The following is a 21,907-nucleotide window of genomic DNA, read 5'->3' on the forward strand; positions in this document are numbered from 1 at the left end:
TTTTACCTTAGCCTGATCCGTTACCAGTGAAAGTAACGTTCAGTCTATCTTTCTATCACATACCCAAATTTTTAAAGAACGAACTAGTCAAAGACTAGAAATCAACATTCACCATCACAACGATGGAATGCTCATTTCTAAGCTTTATACAAACAGAAGCAGTAGTGGTGGAGCCAAACGGGATCGAACCGTTGACCTCCTGCGTGCAAGGCAGGCGCTCTCCCAGCTGAGCTATGGCCCCGTATTTCTACAGGCGTTTCCCACACAAAATTGGTGGGTCTGGGCAGATTCGAACTGCCGACCTCACCCTTATCAGGGGTGCGCTCTAACCAACTGAGCTACAGACCCAATTTCGGGCTGCTTCTTTTCGTCTTCTTCAATGAATCAAGCAATTCGTGTGGGAACTTATGGAGCAGCTGATGTCGTCGATTAAGGAGGTGATCCAGCCGCAGGTTCCCCTACGGCTACCTTGTTACGACTTCACCCCAGTCATGAATCACACCGTGGTAACCGTCCTCCCGAAGGTTAGACTAGCTACTTCTGGTGCAACCCACTCCCATGGTGTGACGGGCGGTGTGTACAAGGCCCGGGAACGTATTCACCGCGACATTCTGATTCGCGATTACTAGCGATTCCGACTTCACGCAGTCGAGTTGCAGACTGCGATCCGGACTACGATCGGTTTTATGGGATTAGCTCCACCTCGCGGCTTGGCAACCCTCTGTACCGACCATTGTAGCACGTGTGTAGCCCAGGCCGTAAGGGCCATGATGACTTGACGTCATCCCCACCTTCCTCCGGTTTGTCACCGGCAGTCTCCTTAGAGTGCCCACCATTACGTGCTGGTAACTAAGGACAAGGGTTGCGCTCGTTACGGGACTTAACCCAACATCTCACGACACGAGCTGACGACAGCCATGCAGCACCTGTCTCAATGTTCCCGAAGGCACCAATCTATCTCTAGAAAGTTCATTGGATGTCAAGGCCTGGTAAGGTTCTTCGCGTTGCTTCGAATTAAACCACATGCTCCACCGCTTGTGCGGGCCCCCGTCAATTCATTTGAGTTTTAACCTTGCGGCCGTACTCCCCAGGCGGTCAACTTAATGCGTTAGCTGCGCCACTAAAAGCTCAAGGCTTCCAACGGCTAGTTGACATCGTTTACGGCGTGGACTACCAGGGTATCTAATCCTGTTTGCTCCCCACGCTTTCGCACCTCAGTGTCAGTATTAGTCCAGGTGGTCGCCTTCGCCACTGGTGTTCCTTCCTATATCTACGCATTTCACCGCTACACAGGAAATTCCACCACCCTCTACCATACTCTAGTCAGTCAGTTTTGAATGCAGTTCCCAGGTTGAGCCCGGGGATTTCACATCCAACTTAACAAACCACCTACGCGCGCTTTACGCCCAGTAATTCCGATTAACGCTTGCACCCTCTGTATTACCGCGGCTGCTGGCACAGAGTTAGCCGGTGCTTATTCTGTCGGTAACGTCAAAATTGCAGAGTATTAATCTACAACCCTTCCTCCCAACTTAAAGTGCTTTACAATCCGAAGACCTTCTTCACACACGCGGCATGGCTGGATCAGGCTTTCGCCCATTGTCCAATATTCCCCACTGCTGCCTCCCGTAGGAGTCTGGACCGTGTCTCAGTTCCAGTGTGACTGATCATCCTCTCAGACCAGTTACGGATCGTCGCCTTGGTGAGCCATTACCTCACCAACTAGCTAATCCGACCTAGGCTCATCTGATAGCGCAAGGCCCGAAGGTCCCCTGCTTTCTCCCGTAGGACGTATGCGGTATTAGCGTCCGTTTCCGAACGTTATCCCCCACTACCAGGCAGATTCCTAGGCATTACTCACCCGTCCGCCGCTCTCAAGAGAAGCAAGCTTCTCTCTACCGCTCGACTTGCATGTGTTAGGCCTGCCGCCAGCGTTCAATCTGAGCCATGATCAAACTCTTCAGTTCAAACATCTTTGGGTTTTTAAGAAACCCTAAACTTGGCTCAGCAATCGTTGGTTACATCTTTGATTTCTCGCGGAGTAACTTGTGATGCTGATAATCTTGCTGACTATCAGTCTGACTCCACAAGCACCCACACGAATTGCTTGATTCAGTTGTTAAAGAGCGGTTGGTTAAGATCTTTCGTCTCAACCGAGGCGCGCATTCTACAGCAGCCTCACTTGCTGTCAAGTGGTTATTTTCAGAAGTTTTCGAAGAATTCTTCAACAACTTCAACCACTTGCGCTTGCGATCTCTCGTAAGCGGGAGGCGAATTCTACAGCGTTACACGCTGCTGTCAACACCTCTTTTTCAACTTCCTTTTGGCTTCGATGAACTGAAGCAACTTGCTGTCGAGAACTGCGTAACTCATTGTTTACCAAGGAGTTTTCCGTTTCGACTGCGCCGGAAGTGGGGCGAATTATAGGCGTCTAGAATCTGCCGTCAAGACTTAATTAGGCTTTTGTTGCAGAAGGCGGTTTTTTAGCAATAAGGCGAGGGATCCGGCGCATTACTGGGGGCACCCGCAGCAATAGAAGCAGCGCACCTATAGAAGCGTAGATAGCCCACTCCTTCAGATCCGCTCGCACTATCCATAACATGTGCAGCAAACCGAGCCCAAGAATCACATAGACCAAGCGGTGCAGCTTCTTCCAGCGGCTCCCCAACCGGCGCTGGCTGTAGCGGTTCGATGTGACGGCCAGCATCAGGAGAGCAACAAACCCCAGCGCACCCACAATGATGTAGGGCCGCTTGCTCAACTCTACGCCGAGCTGCGACCAATCCAGCCCCAGGACAAACACGCAATAGGCCGCCAGGTGCAGCACGACATAAGCAAAGCACCACAGCCCCAACTGTCGACGCACCGCTATCCACCCCGCCCAACCGCTCAACTTCTGCAGCGGCGTCATGGCAAGTGTGATCAGCAACAGAATCAACGTTCCCAAACCCAAGCGATCGACGAGCACCTTGCCAGGGTCAGGCCCCAGCGCGGAACTCCACGCCTCATACAACCAGAGCAATGGCCACACTGCGGCGGCTACAAACACGCCGATGCGCCAGATGGGATAGCGCATCAGTAATTCTTCCGTAGATCGAGGCCGGTATATAAAGAAGCGACCTCATCCGAATAGCCATTGAACATCTGCGTCTCGCGCACATTCGGACTAAACAGGCCGCTCGGCAGACGACGCTCACGCGCCTGGGTCCAGCGCGGGTGATCGACCGTAGGGTTCACATTCGCATAAAACCCATACTCATCAGCCGCAATACTCTGCCAGGTGGTTTTCGGCTGCTCACTGACCAGACTGATCCGCACGATGGACTTCACACTCTTGAAGCCATACTTCCACGGCACCACCAGGCGCAACGGCGCGCCGTTCTGGTTAGGCAACTCCCGCCCATACATACCCACAGCGAGGATCGCCAGCGGATTCATCGCCTCATCCAGGCGCAACCCTTCTACATAAGGCCAGTCGATCAAGCCGAAACTTGAGCGTTGCCCAGGCATGCTCTTGGGATCCTGAAGGGTTTCAAAACGGATGTACTTGGCTTTAGAGGTAGGCTCGACCTGCTTGAGCAACGCCGAGATGGGAAAGCCTATCCACGGAATCACCATGGACCATGCCTCGACACAACGCAGGCGGTAGATGCGCTCTTCCAATTCATAGGGTTTCATGAAGTCCTCCAGGGCATAGCGCCCAGGCTTTGCGACTTCACCATCTATCACCACGCTCCAGGGCTGCGTCTTGAGCGAGCCCGCATTCGTCGCCGGATCGCCCTTGCCTGTCCCGAACTCATAGAAGTTGTTGTAGTGGGTTGCGTCCTTGAATGGAGTGATGGCCTCATCTTTGACCGTCACCGCCTGCCACTTCGTATTCGGAAGTTTTTCCGTCAACCAGCTGGGCGCGCTGCCCGGCTCGACATCGGCATACCGCGAGGCATCGCCCGCACTGGCCCAACGCGGCAAGCTGCTGGCGGCAATACCAGCGAGCGCACCACCGAGCAGGCTGCGGCGAGAGAGGTAGAAGGATTCAGGCGTGACATCCGATTCGTGACAATCGGACGCTTTGGGTAATTTGATTAACATGGCAACTCCGCAGCGTTGGAGAACTGATGCACCAATAGACTGCGGAGTATGGGGGAAATTACATTAAGGCAATGTTTTGTCCCGACGCAGACGCAACAAGTACTGAATAGGGCCCGAAGCGGCGTAGGCCAGGAACGCCAGCAGCAGGATACGCGGTGGATCACTGAACACGACAGCGAACACCAGCACTACAACAAGGATGGCCACAAAAGGCACGCGCCCCTTGAGGTCGAACTCCTTGAAGCTGTTGTACTTGATGTTGCTGACCATCAGCATGCCGGCCGCCGCCACCATCAGGGCAACCAAGAACGACATCTTCGACCCCTGAATCCCGTAGTCGCTGAACGCCCAGACAATCCCCGCGACAACCCCCGCCGCTGCCGGGCTGGCAAGGCCGATGAAGTAGCGCTTGTCGGCAGTCCCCACCTGGGTGTTGAAGCGCGCCAGGCGCAAAGCGGCGCCCGCGACGTAGATGAAGGCGACCATCCAGCCGACCTTGCCCATGTCACCCAATGCCCAGGCAAACGCCAGCAGTGCGGGGGCGACACCAAACGCAACCATGTCCGACAGCGAGTCGTACTCGGCGCCGAAGGCACTTTGGGTATTGGTCATGCGCGCCACGCGCCCGTCCAGGCCGTCGAGCACCATGGCCACGAAGATTGCGATCGCGGCAAAACCGAAGTATTTGCTGGCACTCGCCGCATCACCCGCCGCCAGCGCACTCTGGGCACTCATGGAGTTGATGATGGAATAGAAGCCGGCGAACAGGTTCGCCGTGGTGAACAGGTTGGGCAGCAGATAGATGCCACGATGCCGGACCTTGCGGCCTTCGGCGTCATGCCCTTCTTCGACATGTTCATCGATCGGCAGCATGCTTTCGGCGTCGGAAGCCTGGTTTGGCTCTTCGGGACGTTCGCTCATGGACTTTACCTTGCAACGGTGTGAAAAAATTCGACAGATACTTGCAGCGAGTGTTCGCCTGCAAACGATGCAGCTTTATACCAGAACCGGCCCTCCAAACGAAAAAACGCGGCCTAAGCCGCGTTTTCCCTTGATGCGTTCGACTTAGTTCTTGGCTTTGTCGACGATCTTGTTGGCACCGATCCACGGCATCATGGAGCGCAGTTGCTCGCCGATGACTTCGATACCGTGAGCGGCGTTGTTACGACGCTTGGCGGTCATCGAAGGGTAGCCGGTAGCGCCTTCGCTGATGAACATTTTGGCGTATTCGCCGTCCTGAATACGTTTCAGGGCGTTGCGCATGGCCTGACGGGACTCGGCGTTGATTACTTCAGGGCCGGTCACGTACTCGCCGTATTCGGCGTTGTTGGAGATCGAGTAGTTCATGTTGGCGATGCCGCCTTCGTACATGAGGTCAACGATCAGCTTCAGTTCGTGCAGGCATTCGAAGTAGGCCATTTCCGGCGCGTAGCCAGCTTCAACCAGGGTTTCGAAACCAGCTTTTACCAGCTCAACAGTACCACCGCACAGAACGGCTTGTTCGCCGAACAGGTCGGTTTCGGTCTCGTCCTTGAAGGTGGTTTCGATGATGCCGGTACGACCGCCACCCACGCCAGCAGCGTAGGACAGTGCAACGTTCTTGGCATTGCCCGACGCGTCCTGGTAGATCGCGATCAGGTCAGGGATACCGCCGCCTTTGACGAACTCGGAACGCACGGTGTGGCCCGGTGCTTTCGGCGCGATCATGATCACGTCGAGGTCAGCGCGTGGCACAACCTGGTTGTAGTGAATCGCGAAGCCGTGGGAGAAGGCCAGGGTGGCGCCCTTCTTGATGTTCGGCTCGATTTCGTTCTTGTACAGCGAGGACTGGAACTCGTCCGGGGTCAGGATCATGACTAGGTCGGCAGCCGCAACAGCCGAAGCAACGTCAGTCACTTTCAGGCCATGAGCTTGCGCCTTGGCAACAGTAGCCGAGCCTTTACGCAGGCCAACAGTCACGTCAACGCCGGAATCTTTCAGGTTGCACGCTTGGGCGTGGCCCTGGGAACCGTAGCCGATGATGGCGACTTTCTTGCCCTGGATGATCGACAGGTCACAATCTTTATCGTAATAAACTTTCATGAGGTTCCTCTATATATCCAGGCCGTAAGGCCATTCGCTAATTGGGTTAGATGCTGAGTACTTTGTCGCCACGGGCTATCCCGGTGACACCACTGCGTACGGTTTCCAGAATCGAGGCCGTCCCGATCGACTGGATGAAGCTGTCCAGTTTGTCGCTGGTACCGGTCAGTTGAACGGTATAAACGCTGGCGCTCACATCGACGATCTGCCCGCGATAAATATCGGTAGTGCGTTTGATCTCGGCACGCTGGGCACCCGTGGCCTTGACCTTGACCAGCATCAGTTCGCGCTCGATGTGAGCGCTTTCCGACAAGTCGACCAGCTTGACCACTTCGATCAGCTTGTTGAGGTTCTTGGTGATCTGCTCGATCACCTCATCGTGGCCTACGGTGGTCAACGTCAGGCGCGACAGGGTCGGGTCTTCGGTTGGGGCCACGGTCAGGCTTTCGATGTTGTAGTTGCGTTGCGAAAACAGGCCGACAACACGAGACAGGGCGCCGGGTTCGTTCTCCAGAAGCAGGGAGATAATATGCCGCATGATTAAGTACGCTCCGTCTTGTTCAGCCACATGTCGCGCATAGAGCCGTCTTTGATCTGCATCGGGTAGACGTGCTCGCTGGTATCGACCTGAATATCGATGAACACCAGGCGGTCCTTCATGGCGAACGCCTCTTCCATTTTCGGCTTCAGATCTTTCAGATCGTTGATGCGAATGCCGACGTGGCCATAGGCTTCAACCAATTTGACGAAGTCTGGCAACGATTCCATGTAGGAATGGGAGTGACGGCTACCGTAGCTCATGTCCTGCCACTGACGAACCATGCCCAGTACGCCGTTGTTCAAGCAGACGATCTTCACTGGAAGGCCGTACTGCAGGCACGTCGACAGTTCCTGGATGTTCATCTGGATGCTGCCTTCGCCCGTCACACAGGCAACGTCGGCATCCGGGAAGCTCAGCTTCACACCCATGGCCGCAGGGAAACCAAAGCCCATCGTGCCCAGGCCACCGGAGTTGATCCAGCGGTTAGGCTTGTCGAACTTGTAGTACTGCGCCGCGAACATCTGGTGCTGGCCTACATCGGAGGTCACAAAGGCGTCGCCCTTGGTCACTTCGCACAGGGTTTCGATTACGGTTTGCGGCTTGATGATGCTGCCGTCGCCCTTGTCGTAAGGGAACAGGCCGCGATCCCCGCGCCATTCGTCGATCTGCTTCCACCAGCTGGCAACGGATTCCTTGTTCGGCGTTTCGCCGATGTCCTTGAGCGCAGCAACCATTTCGGTCAGTACGCTCTCTACAGGACCCACGATTGGCACATCGGCCTTGATGGTCTTGGAGATGGACGCCGGGTCGATGTCGATGTGGATGATCTTGGCATTCGGGCAGAACTTGCTCGCGCCGTTGATCACCCGGTCATCGAACCGTGCGCCCACTGCCAGGATCACGTCGGCGTGGTGCATGGTGAGGTTGGCGGTGTAGCTGCCGTGCATACCGAGCATGCCGACGAACTGACGGTCCGAACCCGGGAATGCGCCGAGGCCCATCAGGGTGTTGGTCACCGGCAGGTTGAGCAACTTGGCCAGTTCGGTCAACGGAGCGGAACCGCCGCCCAGGATCACGCCACCGCCGGAGTACAGCACAGGGCGCTTGGCCGCCAGGAGCATTTCTGCTGCCTTGCGGATTTGCCCCGAGTGCCCACGCACGGCCGGGCTGTAGGAACGCAGTTTGGCTTTTTTCGGGAAGACGTATTCGAACTTCTCGGCCGGGTTGGTCATGTCTTTCGGGATATCGACCACCACCGGGCCCGGGCGACCGGACTGGGCGAGGTAGAACGCCTTTTTCATGACATCCGGGATTTCCGAGGGATGCTTGATCATGAAGCTGTGTTTCACGATCGGCCGGGAAATACCGATCATGTCGGTTTCCTGGAATGCATCGGTACCGACCATGGTGCTAGGCACCTGGCCAGAGATGATCACCATCGGAATGGAGTCCATATAGGCAGTCGCGATGCCGGTAATGGCATTGGTTGCGCCTGGGCCGGACGTTACCAGTACCACGCCGGCTTTACCGGTGGCACGGGCGTAACCGTCAGCCATATGGGTCGCGGCCTGTTCGTGGCGAACCAGGATGTGGGTAACAGCCGGTTCCTTGAACAGTGCGTCGTAGACATGCAGCAGAGCACCACCTGGGTACCCGTAGATATAGTCGACGCCTTCGTCACGCAAAAAGCGGACGAGCATCTCACCGCCAGATAAAAGCTCCACGTTGTTCACCTCTAAAACGCCAGAATACCGTCCGTTAAAAAACCGACGGGTCTTAATAGGTTTACTTCTCAACAGAGCATGAGCGACGGTGGTCGCCGACTACGTCAGCACTGACTGAGCAAGTATTGGGATCGTCCCAAGTGTTGCGGGCTTTTCCCACCCAGCGCGAGGTAACGCGTTGCGGGTGTTACAGGTCGGCGCGGATGTGCGCCTCATGATCTGCTGAGCGGGCCTGCTTCTGGCAGTCCCGATACAGCGGACTTTGGATTCTTCTGTTTCACGCTCTTCAAGTCAAGCAATAATTGCGCTTTTTTCCAACTAAGCGCATGAGAACGTAGAAGAAAGGGCTTTGAGGAGGGATAAAACTCGCCTGAATGTCGTCAAGCGGTAGAAATGTGCGCAAGACTGCCGGAAAAACCGGCAGTCAGGCAATTAACGAGCGTCGACGATCAATTGATCGAACTTTTTCAGCGCGTTACGCAAGCCGAGGCTCTCCCGCGGTCGGTCGGCGTAGACCATCTCGGCCATTTCCAGGATCCCCGACGCATTCGGCAAGGGCTGGTCCTGTTCCAGGATCTGTTTCATACGCGCGAGGAAGATCCATTGCAGCCATTGATGGAAGTCCAGGGTGTCGACGGAAAAGGGCTCGACACTGCTGAGGGCTTCAGCGCTAGGGGAGACTTCGTCCCACCAGCCCAGCACGCGCAGTTCGCGCTCGATCAGCAATAACTGCTCAGCAATCGCGGGGAAACGCGCATCCATCAGAGGCTGACCTTCGCTTTTTGCCGCGCCTGGGCGGCACCTGCGGCATCCCCTTGGGCGGCACGTGCATCACCGATCAACGCCCACAGGCTGGCTTGCAGGTCTGGACGGCCATTGGCCAGGCTCAGGCCGCGACGAGCGAATTGCTCCGCTTGGGGCGCATCGCCCTGGGCCATGCGCACCTGGGCCAGGCGATAGAGCACTTGTGGCTCACGCGGCGCCACGCGCTGGGCACGTTCAAGGCTCGACGAGGCGCCATTCAAATCGCCACCCGCCTGCTGCTGCTGAGCGGTGGTGAGCAACGCCAGTACCGGGCCATCGAGTTGTTCGTCAGCCGACAACCCGCCCGCACTGGACGATGACGGAATACCGCTCGGCGTCGAAGGCATGTTGTAGGTGCCTTGGTTGACCGGCGCGGTTTGAATCGGCGTGGAGTTCACCGGCCCGGAAGTGCTCGGGCCTGGAGTCCATGGCTCGGCACTGATAGGCGCCGAGGTTGCAGCCCCACTGCCGGGCACCATCACCACGACGCCCGAATCCTGGGGAATTGCCTGGGTTGCAGCTTGGGCAGGCCGTTTGACCACGGTCTGACGGAAGCCGCCATTGGCCGAAATGCGGTCGTTATTGGAGACGGACGTGCTTGAGTCCACCACAGGGATAGAGCCGCGCTGCACGCTGGAGCAACCGCCGAGCAAAGCCAGAGCCGTAATTGCTGGAATCCACAACTTGTTCACTTGAAACCCTCTTTGCTTAATTCATCCAGCCCTTGACCCAATCCATCACCGATTCCGCGTCAGCAGGTGTACTGCCACCGCACGCAGGGCCGGGTGGTGGTTCGCTGCCGCGAATATACGGCATCTGCACCGCGCCCGGACAGTTGGCATCGGAGCCTTGGCCGGTGTGCGGATCAATCCAGGCCTGCACGATATTGTCCGGCTGCGGCATGTTGAGCGGCAACGGATCAGCCTTGCGCATGAAACTGGTCCATACCTGCAGCGCGCCGGTGGCACCGGTGAACGGCGTCTTGCCGTTATCGTCGCGCCCCAGCCACACCACGGCCAGTACATCCTGGCCGAAACCTGCGAACCAGCTGTCGCGGGAGTCGTTACTGGTACCGGTCTTGCCGGCCAGGGTCAGGTTCGACGGCAGCACGCTGTAGACCGAACGCCCTGTACCCTCCCGCATCACGCGCTGCATGGCGTTCTGGATCAGGTAAATGGAACCCGCGTCGAAGCGCTGCTGAATCTGGAACGGGTAGCGCTTGAGCGGTTCGCCATCGGCGGTCAGCACACTGCGAATACCGCGCATCGGCGTGTTGAAGCCACCATTGGCCAGGGTCTGGTACATGGTGGTCACTTCCATCGGCGTCATGGCCGCAGCGCCCAAAAGCATGGATGGGAATGCAGGGAACTCACGCTCCACCCCCAGTCGCGCTATGGTTTTCAGGACATTTGGCACACCGACCTCAAGCCCCAGGCGCGAGGTCGAAATATTGTAGGAATGCGCCAACCCTTGATACAGGAACACCGTGCCATGGGAGCGGCGGTCGAAGTTCTTGGGGGTCCACACCTGGCCATCCGCACCTTTGACCGACAGCGGGTCATCGGACAGCCAACTGGTCAGCGTGTACTTGCTGGGTTTTTCCAGTGCAGTGAGGTAAACCGCGGGCTTGACCAGCGAGCCAATCGGCCGCACGGCATCCAGTGCGCGGTTGAAACCGGCGAAACTGGCCTGGCGGCTGCCGATCATGGCCTGCACCTCGCCGGTTTCCGGGTTGGTCACGACCATGGCGGCTTCGACTTCATCCGAACCTTTACGGCCGGTCAGGCGCTTGAAGGTGTCGTTGACCGACGCTTCGGCCTTCATCTGCAGGATGGGGTCGAAGCTGGTGAAGATCCGAAGGCCCTCTTCGGTCAAGTCTTCGTCGCGGTAGTCTTCGCGCAGTTGGCGCTTGACCAGGTCGATAAAGCCGGGGAATGAGCTATCCGCCAGCTTGCCGCGGGTGGTCACGCCCAGTGGCATTTTCTTCGCGGCGGCCACCTGTTCAGCGGTGGCGACGCCCTGCTGCTCCAGTACATCGAGCACCAGGTTACGGCGCTCAAGCGCACGCTCCGGGTTTCGGCGCGGGTTGTAATAGGACGGCCCCTTCACCATTCCCACCAGCAACGCGACTTGGTGCAGTTTCAACTCGGACAACGGCTGCCCGAAGAAGAACTGGCTGGCCAGGCCGAAACCGTGCACGGCGCGCTGGCCATCCTGACCGACGAATACCTCGTTGAGGTAGGCCTCGAGGATTTCCTGCTTGCTGTAATGCAGCTCCAGCAACATCGCCATCATGGCTTCGGTGAGTTTACGGGTGAGGCTGCGTTCGTTGGTCAGGTAGAAGTTCTTGACCAACTGCTGCGTCAGCGTACTACCGCCCTGGGTCATCTTGCCGCCGGAGGTGTTGACCCAGATAGCGCGGGCAATCGACTTCGGCGACACACCCCAGTGGCTATAGAAATCGCGGTCTTCGACAGCGACTAGGGTTTCCAGCAGGTACGGAGGCACCTGATCGAGCTTGATCAGGATGCGATCTTCAAGGTTTTTCGGGTAAATACCGCCGATCAGCAACGGTTCAAGACGCACCACCGGCAGCTTGGAGCCATTGAGCGACGACAGCTCAGCCACATAGTCGCCAGAGAACCGCACGCGCACCGGCTGGGCTTTTTCCAGGCCTTCGTAGAACTGGAAGCCACGGGTGTTCAGGTCGACGGTATTACCGCTGACCGCCGCAGCACCTGGGCCATTGCTCACAGGTTCGCGGCGGTAGCCCAGTGCATCGAGCTCGGTGAGGAAATCTTCCTTGCTGAGCTTCTGGCCAGAGAACAGTTCCAGCGGGCGTGCATACACCTTGGCCGGAATCGTCCAGCGCTTGCCGGAGAATTTTTCCTGCACCACGGCATCGAGGTACACCGCAAGGCCGGCGACTGCCACAAGGCCCACCAGGCCAAGCTTGATCACCCAGCCCAGCCAAGGGCGCGGGCCGCGGGAAGGAGGTTTTTTACGGGAACGGGGAGATCGGGTTCGAGTCATGGCGGCGGATTATACGCACTTTATTGATGATCAACATGAGCCGGACAGCGGTTTGCACGACTGGCGTCAGCAGCCATAATGCCCCCCATGATTTCTCCCAGACTTTGAAGGATCGCCCGTGAGCCAGACCCTGATCGCTGCCCTGCAAAACCCGGCCTTGTACCCTCATCCGGTTGACGCGTTTCAAGTCATCGAGACCCATATTTCCTGGGTGATACTGACGGGCCCCTATGCATATAAGCTGAAGAAACCGATGAACTTCGGCTTCCTGGACTTCACCAACCTGGACGACCGCGGGCATTTCTGCCGCGAGGAACTGCGCCTCAACCAACGCCTGACCGAAGATTTGTATCTTGAAGTGTTGCCGATTACCGGCACTGCCGAGGCGCCGCAACTGGGTGGCGACGGCCCGGCCATCGAGTACGCGCTGAAAATGCGCCAGTTCCCGCAAAGCCAGATGCTCAGCACCCTGCAAGCCAACGGCGAACTGACCAGCGCGCACATCGATGAGATGGCCAAGCAGATTGCGCAGTTCCACCTCAGTGCCCCCAAAGTCCCGCAAGATCACCCGGCCGGCACGCCGCAGGAGGTAATGGCTCCGGTACGCCAGAACTTCGACCAGATCCGCCCGTTTCTCAGCGACAAGGCCGACCTAACTCAATTGGAGGCTCTGCAAGCCTGGGCTGAAAGCAGCTTCGAACGCCTCAAGCCTCTGCTTGCGCAGCGCAAGCTAGAGGGCTATACCCGTGAATGCCACGGCGATATCCACCTGGGCAACGCCACCCTCATCGATGGCCGCGTGGTGATCTTCGACTGCATCGAGTTCAACGAGCCGTTCCGCTTTACCGACGTGTACGCCGACACCGCCTTTTTGGCCATGGACCTGGAAGACCGCGGCCTCAAATGCCTGGCACGGCGTTTTATCAGCCAGTACCTGGAACTGACCGGTGACTACCAGGGCCTGGAACTCCTGAACTTCTATAAAGCCTACCGTGCATTAGTGCGCGCCAAGGTTGCGCTATTTAGCATGCCGAGCGAAGCCAACCCGGTACAACGCGCTACCACCCTGCGCCAGTACCGCAACTACGCCAACCTGGCGGAAAGCTACAGCACCATTCCCTCGCGCTTCCTGGCAATCACCCATGGTGTTTCAGCCGTGGGCAAGAGCCACGTGGCCATGCGCCTGGTCGAAGCTCTGGGCGCGGTACGCCTGCGTTCGGATGTAGAGCGCAAGCGCCTGTTTGGCGAACAGCAGGTAGAGAACACCCTGCAGGCCGGCATCTACAATCAGGATGCCAGCGCTGCCACCTACGCACGCCTGAACGAGGTTGCCGAGACTGTGCTGCGCGCCGGCTACCCGGTGGTGCTGGATGCCACGTTCTTGAAACGCGCACAACGTGAGGCCGCCGCTCAGGTTGCCGAAGCCACCGGAGCGCCGTTCCTGATCCTCGACTGCAACGCCCCGCAAGCCGTGATCACCAGTTGGTTGGCACAACGCCAGGCGGATAAAAACGATCCTTCCGACGCCACGCTGGCCGTTATCGAAGAGCAACAAGCCAGTCGTGACCCGCTGACCGCCGAGGAGCTGTTGTTGAGCAAGCGTGTGGAGACCAATGAAAGCGGGACGCTCGACGCCTTGGTCGGGCATATCCGCCAGCGCCTGCCGGGCCTGTAAGAAATATTTCTTGGTCGCGTCGCCGTCTTCGGCGCGCGACCTCGCGATAGTGGCACTATAATGGCTCAATAACGCCAGCCAGAGTCGCGATCATGAGTCAGCCCAAGCTTCTTGATACCCCGCTCTACGCCCTCCTGCATAAGGACGATATCCGCGGCTTCAACCAGGAGCGCCCTGAAATCGGCACCATCGACATGCGCGGTGGCGACTTTCGCGGGCTGGACCTGCGCGACCTGAACGCCACCGGTATTGACTTCACCGACGCCTATTTTCGCTCTGCCGATCTGCGCGGCCTGGACTTGCGTGGCTGCTCACTGGAAGGCGCCAGCCTGGCCCATGCGCAGATTTCGGGTGCTTACTTCCCGCCCGAACTTACGGCTGACGAGATCCTGATGTCGGTCAATTTCGGTACTCGCCTGCGTTATCGCACCAGATAACCCCTCGTACCGAACCACGGCGACACCCCAAGCCTGCCGGGCGGTATCCGCCTACCTGCGAGTAAACGCCTTCGCATCCTTCTTATAAGCTTTTCAGCCCTTCCTGACCAAAGAACCACGCTTTTCCTACTGAGCGCTACACTCATTTTCAGGCTGCCTGGTCACGACACCCACCGCACCATTCAGCCAACGCAAGGAGGCTTGATGAACGATGAGCTGCAACACCTGAAAAACCTTGGCAAGACGTCAGCGCAATGGCTGCATGCGGTGGGCATCCACAGCGCGTCCGACTTGCGTCGGCTGGGGGCGGTCGATGCCTACCGAGCCGTACGCACGCGCGGGTTTCGAGCCTCGAAGGTTCTGCTGTATGCGATTGAAGGGGCATTGATGGATGTGCACTGGAACGACATACCCGCGGAGCGCAAGGAGGCCTTGAACCGTCAGTTGGAAGCGATTTCAGTGCATCAGAAGAACTAGAGCGGCACTCAAACCCAGTGTTTACGGGCATTACAAACGAGCGTTTGAGAAAACTGGATGAGGCAGGAAAACAAATGCTGACTCTCAAATGAGAATCGTTATGATTATCACAACTGGTCGCGAGATCAGCCGATAACTGAAAGACCATTGGTTCGGACTCTCAGATTATCTCCTCATCAGGCTAATCACGGTTATTTGACCCGGCTCTTGCCGGGTCTTTTTTTGCCCGCGAATTAACCGGCCTCAGCGCGCAATGATCAGCGGATGCCCACGCTCCGGATGCGGCTGTACCAGCACATCCAGACCAAATACAGCCTTGAGCGGCTCAGGTTGCAAGACTTTCGAGGGCGTATCCAACGCGTGGGGGCGGCCGTTTTCCAGCAATAGAATCCGGTCGCAGTAACGCGCTGCCAGGTTCAAGTCATGCAGGATGACCAGCACCGCAGCGCCTCTGTCGGCGAAATGTCGGATAGCTTGCAAGGTGGTGTGTTGGTGCAGAGGGTCGAGCATCGACGTAGGCTCATCCAGCAACAACGTCTGCCCTGCCTCACCCGGCCATAACTGCGCCAATACCCGCGCCAGGTGCACACGTTGCCGCTCACCGCCGGACAAGGCCAGGTAGCTGCGGCCACTCAGGTGGCCTACATCCGCCGCGTTCAGCGCCGCGCTGATGATTTCGTCGTCGCGAACTCGCCCGGTCTGATGAGGTAAGCGGCCCATGCCCACCACCTCTTCGACACGGAAGGCAAAATCCAGGGTGGAAGATTGTGGCAGCACCGCCAGGCGCTGGGCACGCTGTGCGCCGGTCATGTGTTTGAGCGCCTGCTGATCCAGCCAGACCTTGCCCTGATCCGGCTGCAACTCCCCGCACAGCGCCCCAAGCAAGGTACTTTTGCCGGCGCCATTGGGGCCCAGCACGCCCAGCACTTCGCCCGGCAACAGGTCCAAGGTAATGTCGGCCAGCACGGTCTTACCACCGCGCCGGATCTGCAACGCTTTTACCCGCAACATCAGGCGCGCCCTCGTAACAATAAATAGAGGAAAAACGGCGCACCGATAAACGCAGTGACAATACCGATCGGCAGTTCCGCCGGCGCCAACGCCAGCCGCGCCACCAGGTCTGCAAACAACAGCAAACTGGCGCCAGCCAACACCGAGGCCGGTAACAACACCCGATGATCCGGCCCCGCCAGCAGCCGCACCAGATGGGGTACCACCAACCCGACAAAACCAATCATGCCCGCCGCCGCCACTGCAGCACCAACGCCCAAAGCCGTACAGAACACCAACTCGCGCTTGAGCCCCTCAACATCAATTCCCAGATGATTGGCCTCAGACTCACCCAACAGCAGCGCGTTCAGCGCCTTGGCCCGGCGCGGCAACCACAGCGCCACGCCCGCACTCACCAGCAGCAAGGGCCACAACCGCGAGTAACTTGCGCCATTGAGGCTGCCCAGGTTCCAAAACGTCAGGGTGCGCAAGGTGGCGTCGTCAGCCAAATAGGTAAAGAGCCCCACCGCAGAACCGGCCAGGGCCGTCAGCGCGATACCGGCAAGCAACATCGTCGCGACATTGGTCTGGCCATTGCGACGCCCCAGCCGATAGACCAGCGCCGTAACGCCCAAACCGCCCAGGAATGCGCATAACGACAATAGATACGGCCCGAATGCATCCGGCAGCCCGCCAAAGAACGAACCGCCAACAATTGCCAGCGCCGCCCCCAACGCGGCACCGCTGGACACGCCGACCAAGCCAGGATCGGCCAGCGGGTTGCGGAACAACCCCTGCATCGCCACACCCGACAATGCCAGCACACCGCCGACCGCGAGCCCCAATAGGGTCCGCGGCAGGCGAATCTGCCCCAGGATCAACTCGGCCTGCTCCAACCCCTGGGCCTCTATCGGTACGCCCATCAGTTTTAGCGCAGCCCTGAGCGTGTCCACTAACGGCAAGCTGACCGGCCCCAGTGCCAATGAAAGCCAGATCGCCAATACACACAGCAGCGACAGCCCGATAAACAGCGTTTTTGGCTTAACCAGAGTGGTCATGGAGCAGGCTTAGGCTGGGGCGGATAAAAACCGGCAGACAGTTTCTCCAGGCTTTGCGGCAATCTAGGCCCCAGGCCGCCTACCAGCAAGGTCGGATCCAGCTCAAAGACGCGGCCGCTCTTGGCTGCCGGCGTAGAGGCAAGGATCGGATTTTCCTTGAACAAGGCGGCACGCGCCGCGTCACCGGTCAGGGCGCGATCGGCAAACACCAGCACCTCGGGGCTCAAACCCGCCAGCGATTCCACGGAGAACGGTTTATAGCCCACATGCGTGGCGAGATTACGCCCACCAGCCTGCTGCAACATCCAATCAGCGGCCGTGTCCTTGCCTGCGATCAGCGGCTTGCCACCGGCATGGCCTAGCAGCAACAGCACGCGTGGAGCCTTTTGCGTAGCCTGGGCCTTGGCCACCCAGTTTTTCTGCTGTGCCAGCGCCTGTTCATACCCGGCAAACAAGGCATCAGCCTTAGCCTCACTGCCGAGCAGTTTCCCCAGGTGTTCAAGGTTGCTTTTGAGTGTGGGCAAATCCGGCTGGGCCGAGAACATATCCACCTGCACGCCGGCGCTGCGAATCTGTGCCAGCACCGGCGGTGGCCCCATTTCCTCGGTGCCCACGAGGATTTGCGGGCGCAGGCTGAGAATGCCTTCGGCCGACAACTGCCGCTGATAACCGATGCTCGGCAAGGCCTTGAGCGACGCAGGATGCTGACTGGTGGTGTCCACCCCCACCAACTTCGACTCACCGCCCAGGGCCGTCACCCATTCTGACAGCGCGCCGCCAGCACTGACCCAGCGTTGCGGGAGTTCGGAGGCATGCACCCCAGGGTTGACCAGCAGTGAGGCAACAAGCGCAATAGCGCTGGTACTCAGGCGCATAACAGGGTTTCCTTCCTAGGGCAGGGCCACTCAAGCACTCATTGATGTGACAGATAACCGCTGCCAGGCATCGTATTGAGCACCCAATCAGCTGACGGGCGAAGCAGGCATTTGATAATTGTTTGCATTTGCACGTCAAGGCACTTAAGGATTGAAATGAAGTTTCTCTGCGCCTCAGGCGACCTCGCCCCCGACAGCAGCCGCGGTTTTGATATCGATGGCCACAGGCTGTTGGCGGTGCGCCGGGACGGCATTGCGTACTTCTATCTCAACCGCTGCCCCCATCGCGGCATCCCGCTGGAATGGCAACCTGATCGCTTCCTCGACGACAGCGCCAGCCTGATCCAATGCGCCACCCATGGCGCGCTGTTCCTGATTGAAAGCGGCGAGTGCATCGCCGGGCCTTGCGCAGGCCAAAGCCTCACCGCCCTGCCCGGCCGCGAAGACGAACAGGGATTGTGGGTCGATCTCTAGTCGCCCAGCAGCACCTTCAGCCGGCGTTCGACGTAAATCTCCTGCGGCGTGACCCGTACGCCATAGGCCAACACCTCTACACCTGCAGCCTTGGCCTCACGTAGCGCTGCCGCATAACCGGCGTCGATTTCCACCGCCGGGCGCACCGCGTCGATCCCCGACAGGTTCACGCAATACAACTGCACGGCCCGTATACCGTCGCGCGCCAGGTGCGCCAGCTCACGCAAGTGCTTGGCACCGCGCTGGGTCACCGCATCGGGGAAAGCCGCCACCGAGCTGCCATCAAAGCCCAAGGTGACGCTTTTGACCTCGACAAACGCAGCGCCCTGGGGGTAATCCAGGCGAAAGTCGATGCGGCTTTTCTCCTGGCCATAAGGCACCTCACGCTTCAAAGCAGTAAAGCCGTTGAGCTCAGTGATCACACCCGCCAGCAAGGCTTCTTCCACCAACTGATTGGCACGCGCGGTGTTGACACACGCCAGCCGGCCCTGAGGCGTTTCGGCAATCTCCCAGGTGCCCGGCAGCTTGCGCTTGGGGTCCGTGGAACGGCTGAACCAGACCTGGCCACCTTCGACCATGCAGTTGAGCATCGAACCGGTGTTAGGGCAGTGAATGGTGAGCAACTCGCCGGTAACGGTTTCGATATCGGTGAGAAAGCGCTTGTAGCGGCGGATCAGCCGCCCTTCTTCAAGAGGAGGATTAAAACGCATCAGCCTTGCCAGCTCCGCAAACCACGGGCGATCCGCTCCACCGCTTCTTGCAGCCGATCAAGGTTTTGCGTGTAGGCAAAACGCACGTGGTGGCCCGCCTGGTAGCGACCGAAATCCAACCCGGGCGTAAAGGCCACATGCTCGGTTTCGAGGAAATGCCGGCAAAACGCGAAGGCATCGCCGCCGAATGCGCTGATATCGGCATACAGATAAAAGGCTCCCTCGGGCTCCACGGCGATACCGAACCCCAGCTCACGCAGAGCCGGCAGCAGGAAGTCTCGGCGGCGACCAAATTCGGCACGGCGCTGCTCCAGAATCTCCAGGGTTTGCGGGGTGAAACAGGCCAAGGCGGCATGCTGGGCCATGCTTGGCGCACTGATGTAGAGGTTCTGCGCCAACTTCTCCAACTCACCCACCGCTTCAGGGGGCGCCACCAGCCAACCGAGGCGCCAGCCGGTCATGCCGAAATACTTCGAAAAACTATTCAGGACAAAGGCGTCATCATCGACTTCCAGCACGCTGGCCGCGTCGGTGCCGTAGGTGAGGCCGTGATAAATCTCGTCGACCACCAGGTGACCGTTGCGCGCCTTGATGGCGCCCGACAGCCCAGCCAACTCGTCCCGGGTGAGGATCGTGCCGGTGGGGTTGGCGGGCGATGCCACCAGTGCGCCGACACTGTCCTGGTCCCAATGCCTGGCCACCAGGTCGGCGGTCAACTGGTAACGTACGTCTGGGCCGACCGGCACCAACTGCGCCGCGCCTTCCACAAGGCGCAGGAAGTGTCGGTTACAGGGGTAGCCTGGGTCCGCCAGCAGCCAGTGCTTGCCCGGATCCACCAGCAAACTGCTGGCCAGCAGTAACGCGCCGGAGCCACCGGGGGTGATCAGAATGCGCTGCGGGTCGATGCTCAAACCGTAGCGTTGCTGGTAGAAACCACTGATGGCTTCGCGCAACTCCGGCAAGCCACGGGCGGCGGTGTAGCGCGTCTTACCGTTTGCCAACGCGGCTTGGCCGGCCTGGATGATCGGTTCGGCGGTGGTGAAGTCCGGCTCGCCGATTTCCAGGTGGATCACGTCGTGACCGGCGGCCTGCAGCTCATTGGCACGCGCCAGTAACGCCATGACATGAAAAGGTTCGATGGCGCGACTACGCGCACTGTAGGGCTGAGCCATTAGCCTTCCTTAGACGGTGAGGACAAAATCTGGATTCTACCGAACCCTCACGGTAAAACATGCTCTATTGCCTGATTGGGGCTGCAAGTGCACCCTGCGCGCGCTCGTAAAACAGCTAAAATCAACATTCGAGGCGATACATACCCAGTCATGGCGGGCTGCTGCGGTTTGCAACCCCTTTGCCTTGGGCCTCGACAACCGGGAGTAGCGCACCCTGAATCTATCTGGTAAGTTCGCCCGCTTGCAGCCGCAGGGCCGGCAGGTGTCGGTGACGTTGCAATCCTGCGCAATGGATTAGAAGAGTGAGAGGCGGTCTATTCATGTCCACCCAAGCAAAGCAACAGCAGACTCAAGGCCTCGGCGGCTTCGAACCCTATGTCGAAAAAAAGGGCGAGGAGTACATGGGCGAGCCCATGCGCGAGCACTTCACCAAGATCCTCAACAAGTGGAAACAGGACTTGATGCAGGAAGTCGACCGTACGGTTGACCATATGAAGGATGAAGCGGCCAACTTCCCTGACCCGGCCGATCGTGCCAGCCAGGAAGAAGAGTTCGCCCTCGAACTGCGCGCCCGCGACCGCGAGCGCAAGTTGATCAAGAAGATCGACAAGACCCTGCAACTGATCAAAGACGAAGAATACGGCTGGTGCGAATCCTGCGGCGTCGAAATCGGTATTCGCCGACTGGAAGCCCGCCCGACTGCGGACCTGTGCGTAGACTGCAAGACCTTGGCTGAAATCAAGGAAAAACAGGTCGGCAAGTAACTTTGCCGGGTTGAACGAATGGAGCGTGCGAACGCTCCATTTTTGTTTCTGGCGTTTACCGGTTATGCAGTAGTATCCGGCCCATGACAGCCTCTACCTATATTGGGCGTTTCGCCCCCACACCCAGCGGCCATTTGCACTTCGGTTCCCTGGTTGCCGCCCTGGCTTCCTACCTCGATGCGCGCGCCCACCAGGGGCGATGGTTGATGCGCATGGAAGACCTCGACCCTCCCCGTGAAGAGCCCGGCGCCCAGGCGGCGATCCTGCATGCGCTGGAAAGCTACGGCTTTGAATGGGATGGCGAACTGGTTCGCCAGAGCGAGCGGCATGATGCCTACGCCAAAGTGCTGAACGATATGTTCAACCACGGCCTGGCTTACGCCTGCACCTGCTCGCGCAAGCAATTGGAGCCCTACAACAGGATTTACCCAGGCTTGTGCCGCAATGCCGGCCACGACCAGCAGGATGCCGCCATCCGTCTGCGCGTGCCCGAGCTGGAATACCACTTTACCGACCGTGTGCAGGGCGAGTTCCGACAGCATCTGGGGCGCGATGCCGGCGACTTCATCATCCGTCGCCGCGACGGCCTCTACGCCTACCAACTGGCGGTGGTGCTCGACGACGCCTGGCAAGGGGTCACCGATATCGTGCGCGGCGCCGACCTGCTGGATTCCACACCGCGCCAGCTTTACTTGCAAGAGCTGCTCGGCCTGCGCCAGCCACGTTACTTGCACGTACCGCTGATCGTGCAGCCGGACGGCAACAAGCTGGGCAAGTCCTACCGCTCCCCACCGTTGACAGCCGACCAGGCCACGCCTTTGCTGCTCAGAGCCCTGCGCGCCCTTGGCCAACAGCCCGACGCGCAGCTGCTGTACGCCAGCCCACGAGAACTGCTGGATTGGGGCATTGCGCACTGGGACGCCACCCGCATCCCGCGCACACTGACCCTGGCCGAAGCGCAATTGAGTTGAAGGCGCTTGCAGGTTGCCAGCCATCCGTTAA

General features: G+C 58.8%; 20 protein-coding genes, 2 tRNA genes and 1 rRNA gene. 6 read left to right on the plus strand and 17 right to left on the minus strand.

What is annotated here, in order from left to right; all coding sequences use genetic code 11:
• Positions 1-165: 165 nt before the first annotated feature.
• From V8689_RS24155 to mrcB, 12 genes are all read right to left on the minus strand, one after another.
• Positions 166-241, minus strand: a tRNA-Ala gene (locus V8689_RS24155).
• Between the two features lie 30 nt (positions 242-271).
• Positions 272-348 (minus strand) — tRNA-Ile (locus V8689_RS24160).
• An 82-nt stretch (positions 349-430) separates the two neighbouring features.
• Positions 431-1,967 (minus strand): 16S ribosomal RNA (locus V8689_RS24165).
• A 488-nt stretch (positions 1,968-2,455) separates the two neighbouring features.
• Positions 2,456-3,076, minus strand: coding sequence for a protein-methionine-sulfoxide reductase heme-binding subunit MsrQ (msrQ, locus tag V8689_RS24170; protein ID WP_056785095.1), 621 nt, complete (start codon positions 3,074-3,076; stop codon positions 2,456-2,458).
• Positions 3,076-4,089 carry a protein-methionine-sulfoxide reductase catalytic subunit MsrP gene (gene msrP, locus V8689_RS24175; RefSeq protein ID WP_056785093.1) on the minus strand — a complete coding sequence of 338 codons (1,014 nt, stop codon included), beginning with the start codon at positions 4,087-4,089 and terminating at the stop codon, positions 3,076-3,078. The genes msrQ and msrP overlap by 1 nt, the downstream gene beginning before the upstream one ends.
• Positions 4,090-4,152: 63 nt before the next feature.
• Positions 4,153-5,010, minus strand: coding sequence for a CDP-diacylglycerol--serine O-phosphatidyltransferase (pssA, locus tag V8689_RS24180; protein ID WP_032895300.1), 858 nt, complete (start codon positions 5,008-5,010; stop codon positions 4,153-4,155).
• Positions 5,011-5,154: 144 nt separating this feature from the next.
• Positions 5,155-6,171: a ketol-acid reductoisomerase gene (ilvC, locus tag V8689_RS24185; RefSeq protein WP_056785090.1), complete on the minus strand. Its 1,017-nt coding sequence runs from the start codon at positions 6,169-6,171 to the stop codon at positions 5,155-5,157.
• Positions 6,172-6,217: 46 nt separating this feature from the next.
• Entirely contained in the window at positions 6,218-6,709 is a 492-nt protein-coding gene (gene ilvN, locus V8689_RS24190; RefSeq protein ID WP_003176102.1) for an acetolactate synthase small subunit, read from the minus strand.
• A 2-nt stretch (positions 6,710-6,711) separates the two neighbouring features.
• Positions 6,712-8,436, minus strand: a complete 1,725-nt coding sequence (locus tag V8689_RS24195; protein ID WP_003194133.1) for an acetolactate synthase 3 large subunit — start codon at positions 8,434-8,436, stop codon at positions 6,712-6,714.
• Positions 8,437-8,868: 432 nt separating this feature from the next.
• Positions 8,869-9,198, minus strand: a complete 330-nt coding sequence (locus tag V8689_RS24200) for a YqcC family protein (protein WP_056785088.1) — start codon at positions 9,196-9,198, stop codon at positions 8,869-8,871.
• On the minus strand, positions 9,198-9,932 hold the full coding sequence (locus tag V8689_RS24205; RefSeq protein WP_054917942.1) for a tetratricopeptide repeat protein: 735 nt from the start codon (positions 9,930-9,932) through the stop codon (positions 9,198-9,200). The genes V8689_RS24200 and V8689_RS24205 overlap by 1 nt, the downstream gene beginning before the upstream one ends.
• A gap of 16 nt (positions 9,933-9,948) precedes the next feature.
• Positions 9,949-12,273 (minus strand): penicillin-binding protein 1B, encoded by a 2,325-nt coding sequence (gene mrcB / locus V8689_RS24210; protein WP_056785085.1) that lies wholly within the window; start codon positions 12,271-12,273, stop codon positions 9,949-9,951.
• Between the two features lie 118 nt (positions 12,274-12,391).
• Between mrcB and V8689_RS24215 the strand changes: the two genes are divergently transcribed.
• From V8689_RS24215 to V8689_RS24225, 3 genes are all read left to right on the plus strand, one after another.
• Positions 12,392-13,948, plus strand: a complete 1,557-nt coding sequence (locus V8689_RS24215; RefSeq protein ID WP_056785082.1) for an AAA family ATPase — start codon at positions 12,392-12,394, stop codon at positions 13,946-13,948.
• A 92-nt stretch (positions 13,949-14,040) separates the two neighbouring features.
• On the plus strand, positions 14,041-14,385 hold the full coding sequence (locus V8689_RS24220) for a pentapeptide repeat-containing protein (RefSeq protein ID WP_056785080.1): 345 nt from the start codon (positions 14,041-14,043) through the stop codon (positions 14,383-14,385).
• A gap of 204 nt (positions 14,386-14,589) precedes the next feature.
• Positions 14,590-14,862 carry a TfoX/Sxy family protein gene (locus V8689_RS24225; RefSeq protein WP_044268551.1) on the plus strand — a complete coding sequence of 91 codons (273 nt, stop codon included), beginning with the start codon at positions 14,590-14,592 and terminating at the stop codon, positions 14,860-14,862.
• 243 nt (positions 14,863-15,105) lie between these two features.
• Here V8689_RS24225 and V8689_RS24230 read toward each other — a convergent pair whose 3' ends face one another.
• From V8689_RS24230 to V8689_RS24240, 3 genes are read right to left on the minus strand one after another with little or no spacing between them, the layout of a single operon-like run.
• On the minus strand, positions 15,106-15,873 hold the full coding sequence (locus V8689_RS24230) for a heme ABC transporter ATP-binding protein (RefSeq protein WP_056785079.1): 768 nt from the start codon (positions 15,871-15,873) through the stop codon (positions 15,106-15,108).
• Positions 15,873-16,910 (minus strand): FecCD family ABC transporter permease, encoded by a 1,038-nt coding sequence (locus V8689_RS24235; RefSeq protein WP_056785076.1) that lies wholly within the window; start codon positions 16,908-16,910, stop codon positions 15,873-15,875. The genes V8689_RS24230 and V8689_RS24235 overlap by 1 nt, the downstream gene beginning before the upstream one ends.
• Positions 16,907-17,785: a heme/hemin ABC transporter substrate-binding protein gene (locus V8689_RS24240; RefSeq protein ID WP_056785073.1), complete on the minus strand. Its 879-nt coding sequence runs from the start codon at positions 17,783-17,785 to the stop codon at positions 16,907-16,909. Before V8689_RS24240 ends, V8689_RS24235 begins: the two co-directional genes overlap by 4 nt.
• 156 nt (positions 17,786-17,941) lie before the next feature.
• Between V8689_RS24240 and V8689_RS24245 the strand changes: the two genes are divergently transcribed.
• On the plus strand, positions 17,942-18,259 hold the full coding sequence (locus tag V8689_RS24245) for a Rieske (2Fe-2S) protein (RefSeq protein ID WP_056785062.1): 318 nt from the start codon (positions 17,942-17,944) through the stop codon (positions 18,257-18,259).
• Here V8689_RS24245 and sfsA read toward each other — a convergent pair.
• Both sfsA and V8689_RS24255 read right to left on the minus strand, forming a co-directional pair.
• Positions 18,256-18,969 carry a DNA/RNA nuclease SfsA gene (sfsA, locus tag V8689_RS24250; protein ID WP_014719939.1) on the minus strand — a complete coding sequence of 238 codons (714 nt, stop codon included), beginning with the start codon at positions 18,967-18,969 and terminating at the stop codon, positions 18,256-18,258. The two genes, V8689_RS24245 and sfsA, sit on opposite strands and share 4 nt — an antisense overlap.
• A complete protein-coding gene (locus V8689_RS24255) occupies positions 18,969-20,141 on the minus strand; it encodes a pyridoxal phosphate-dependent aminotransferase (RefSeq protein ID WP_014719940.1) in 1,173 nt (390 codons plus the stop codon). The genes sfsA and V8689_RS24255 overlap by 1 nt, the downstream gene beginning before the upstream one ends.
• A 320-nt stretch (positions 20,142-20,461) precedes the next feature.
• On the opposite strand from V8689_RS24255, the gene dksA reads away from it, so the two are divergent.
• Both dksA and gluQRS read left to right on the plus strand, forming a co-directional pair.
• Complete coding sequence (gene dksA, locus V8689_RS24260; RefSeq protein WP_003194150.1) at positions 20,462-20,905, plus strand: RNA polymerase-binding protein DksA; 444 nt, start codon at positions 20,462-20,464, stop codon at positions 20,903-20,905.
• Between the two features lie 83 nt (positions 20,906-20,988).
• Positions 20,989-21,876: a tRNA glutamyl-Q(34) synthetase GluQRS gene (gene gluQRS / locus V8689_RS24265; RefSeq protein WP_056785059.1), complete on the plus strand. Its 888-nt coding sequence runs from the start codon at positions 20,989-20,991 to the stop codon at positions 21,874-21,876.
• Positions 21,877-21,907: the final 31 nt, after the last annotated feature.

The sequence above is a fragment of the Pseudomonas sp. AK181 genome (assembly GCF_051122975.1).
Taxonomy (GTDB): Bacteria; Pseudomonadota; Gammaproteobacteria; order Pseudomonadales; family Pseudomonadaceae; genus Aquipseudomonas; species Aquipseudomonas lactis.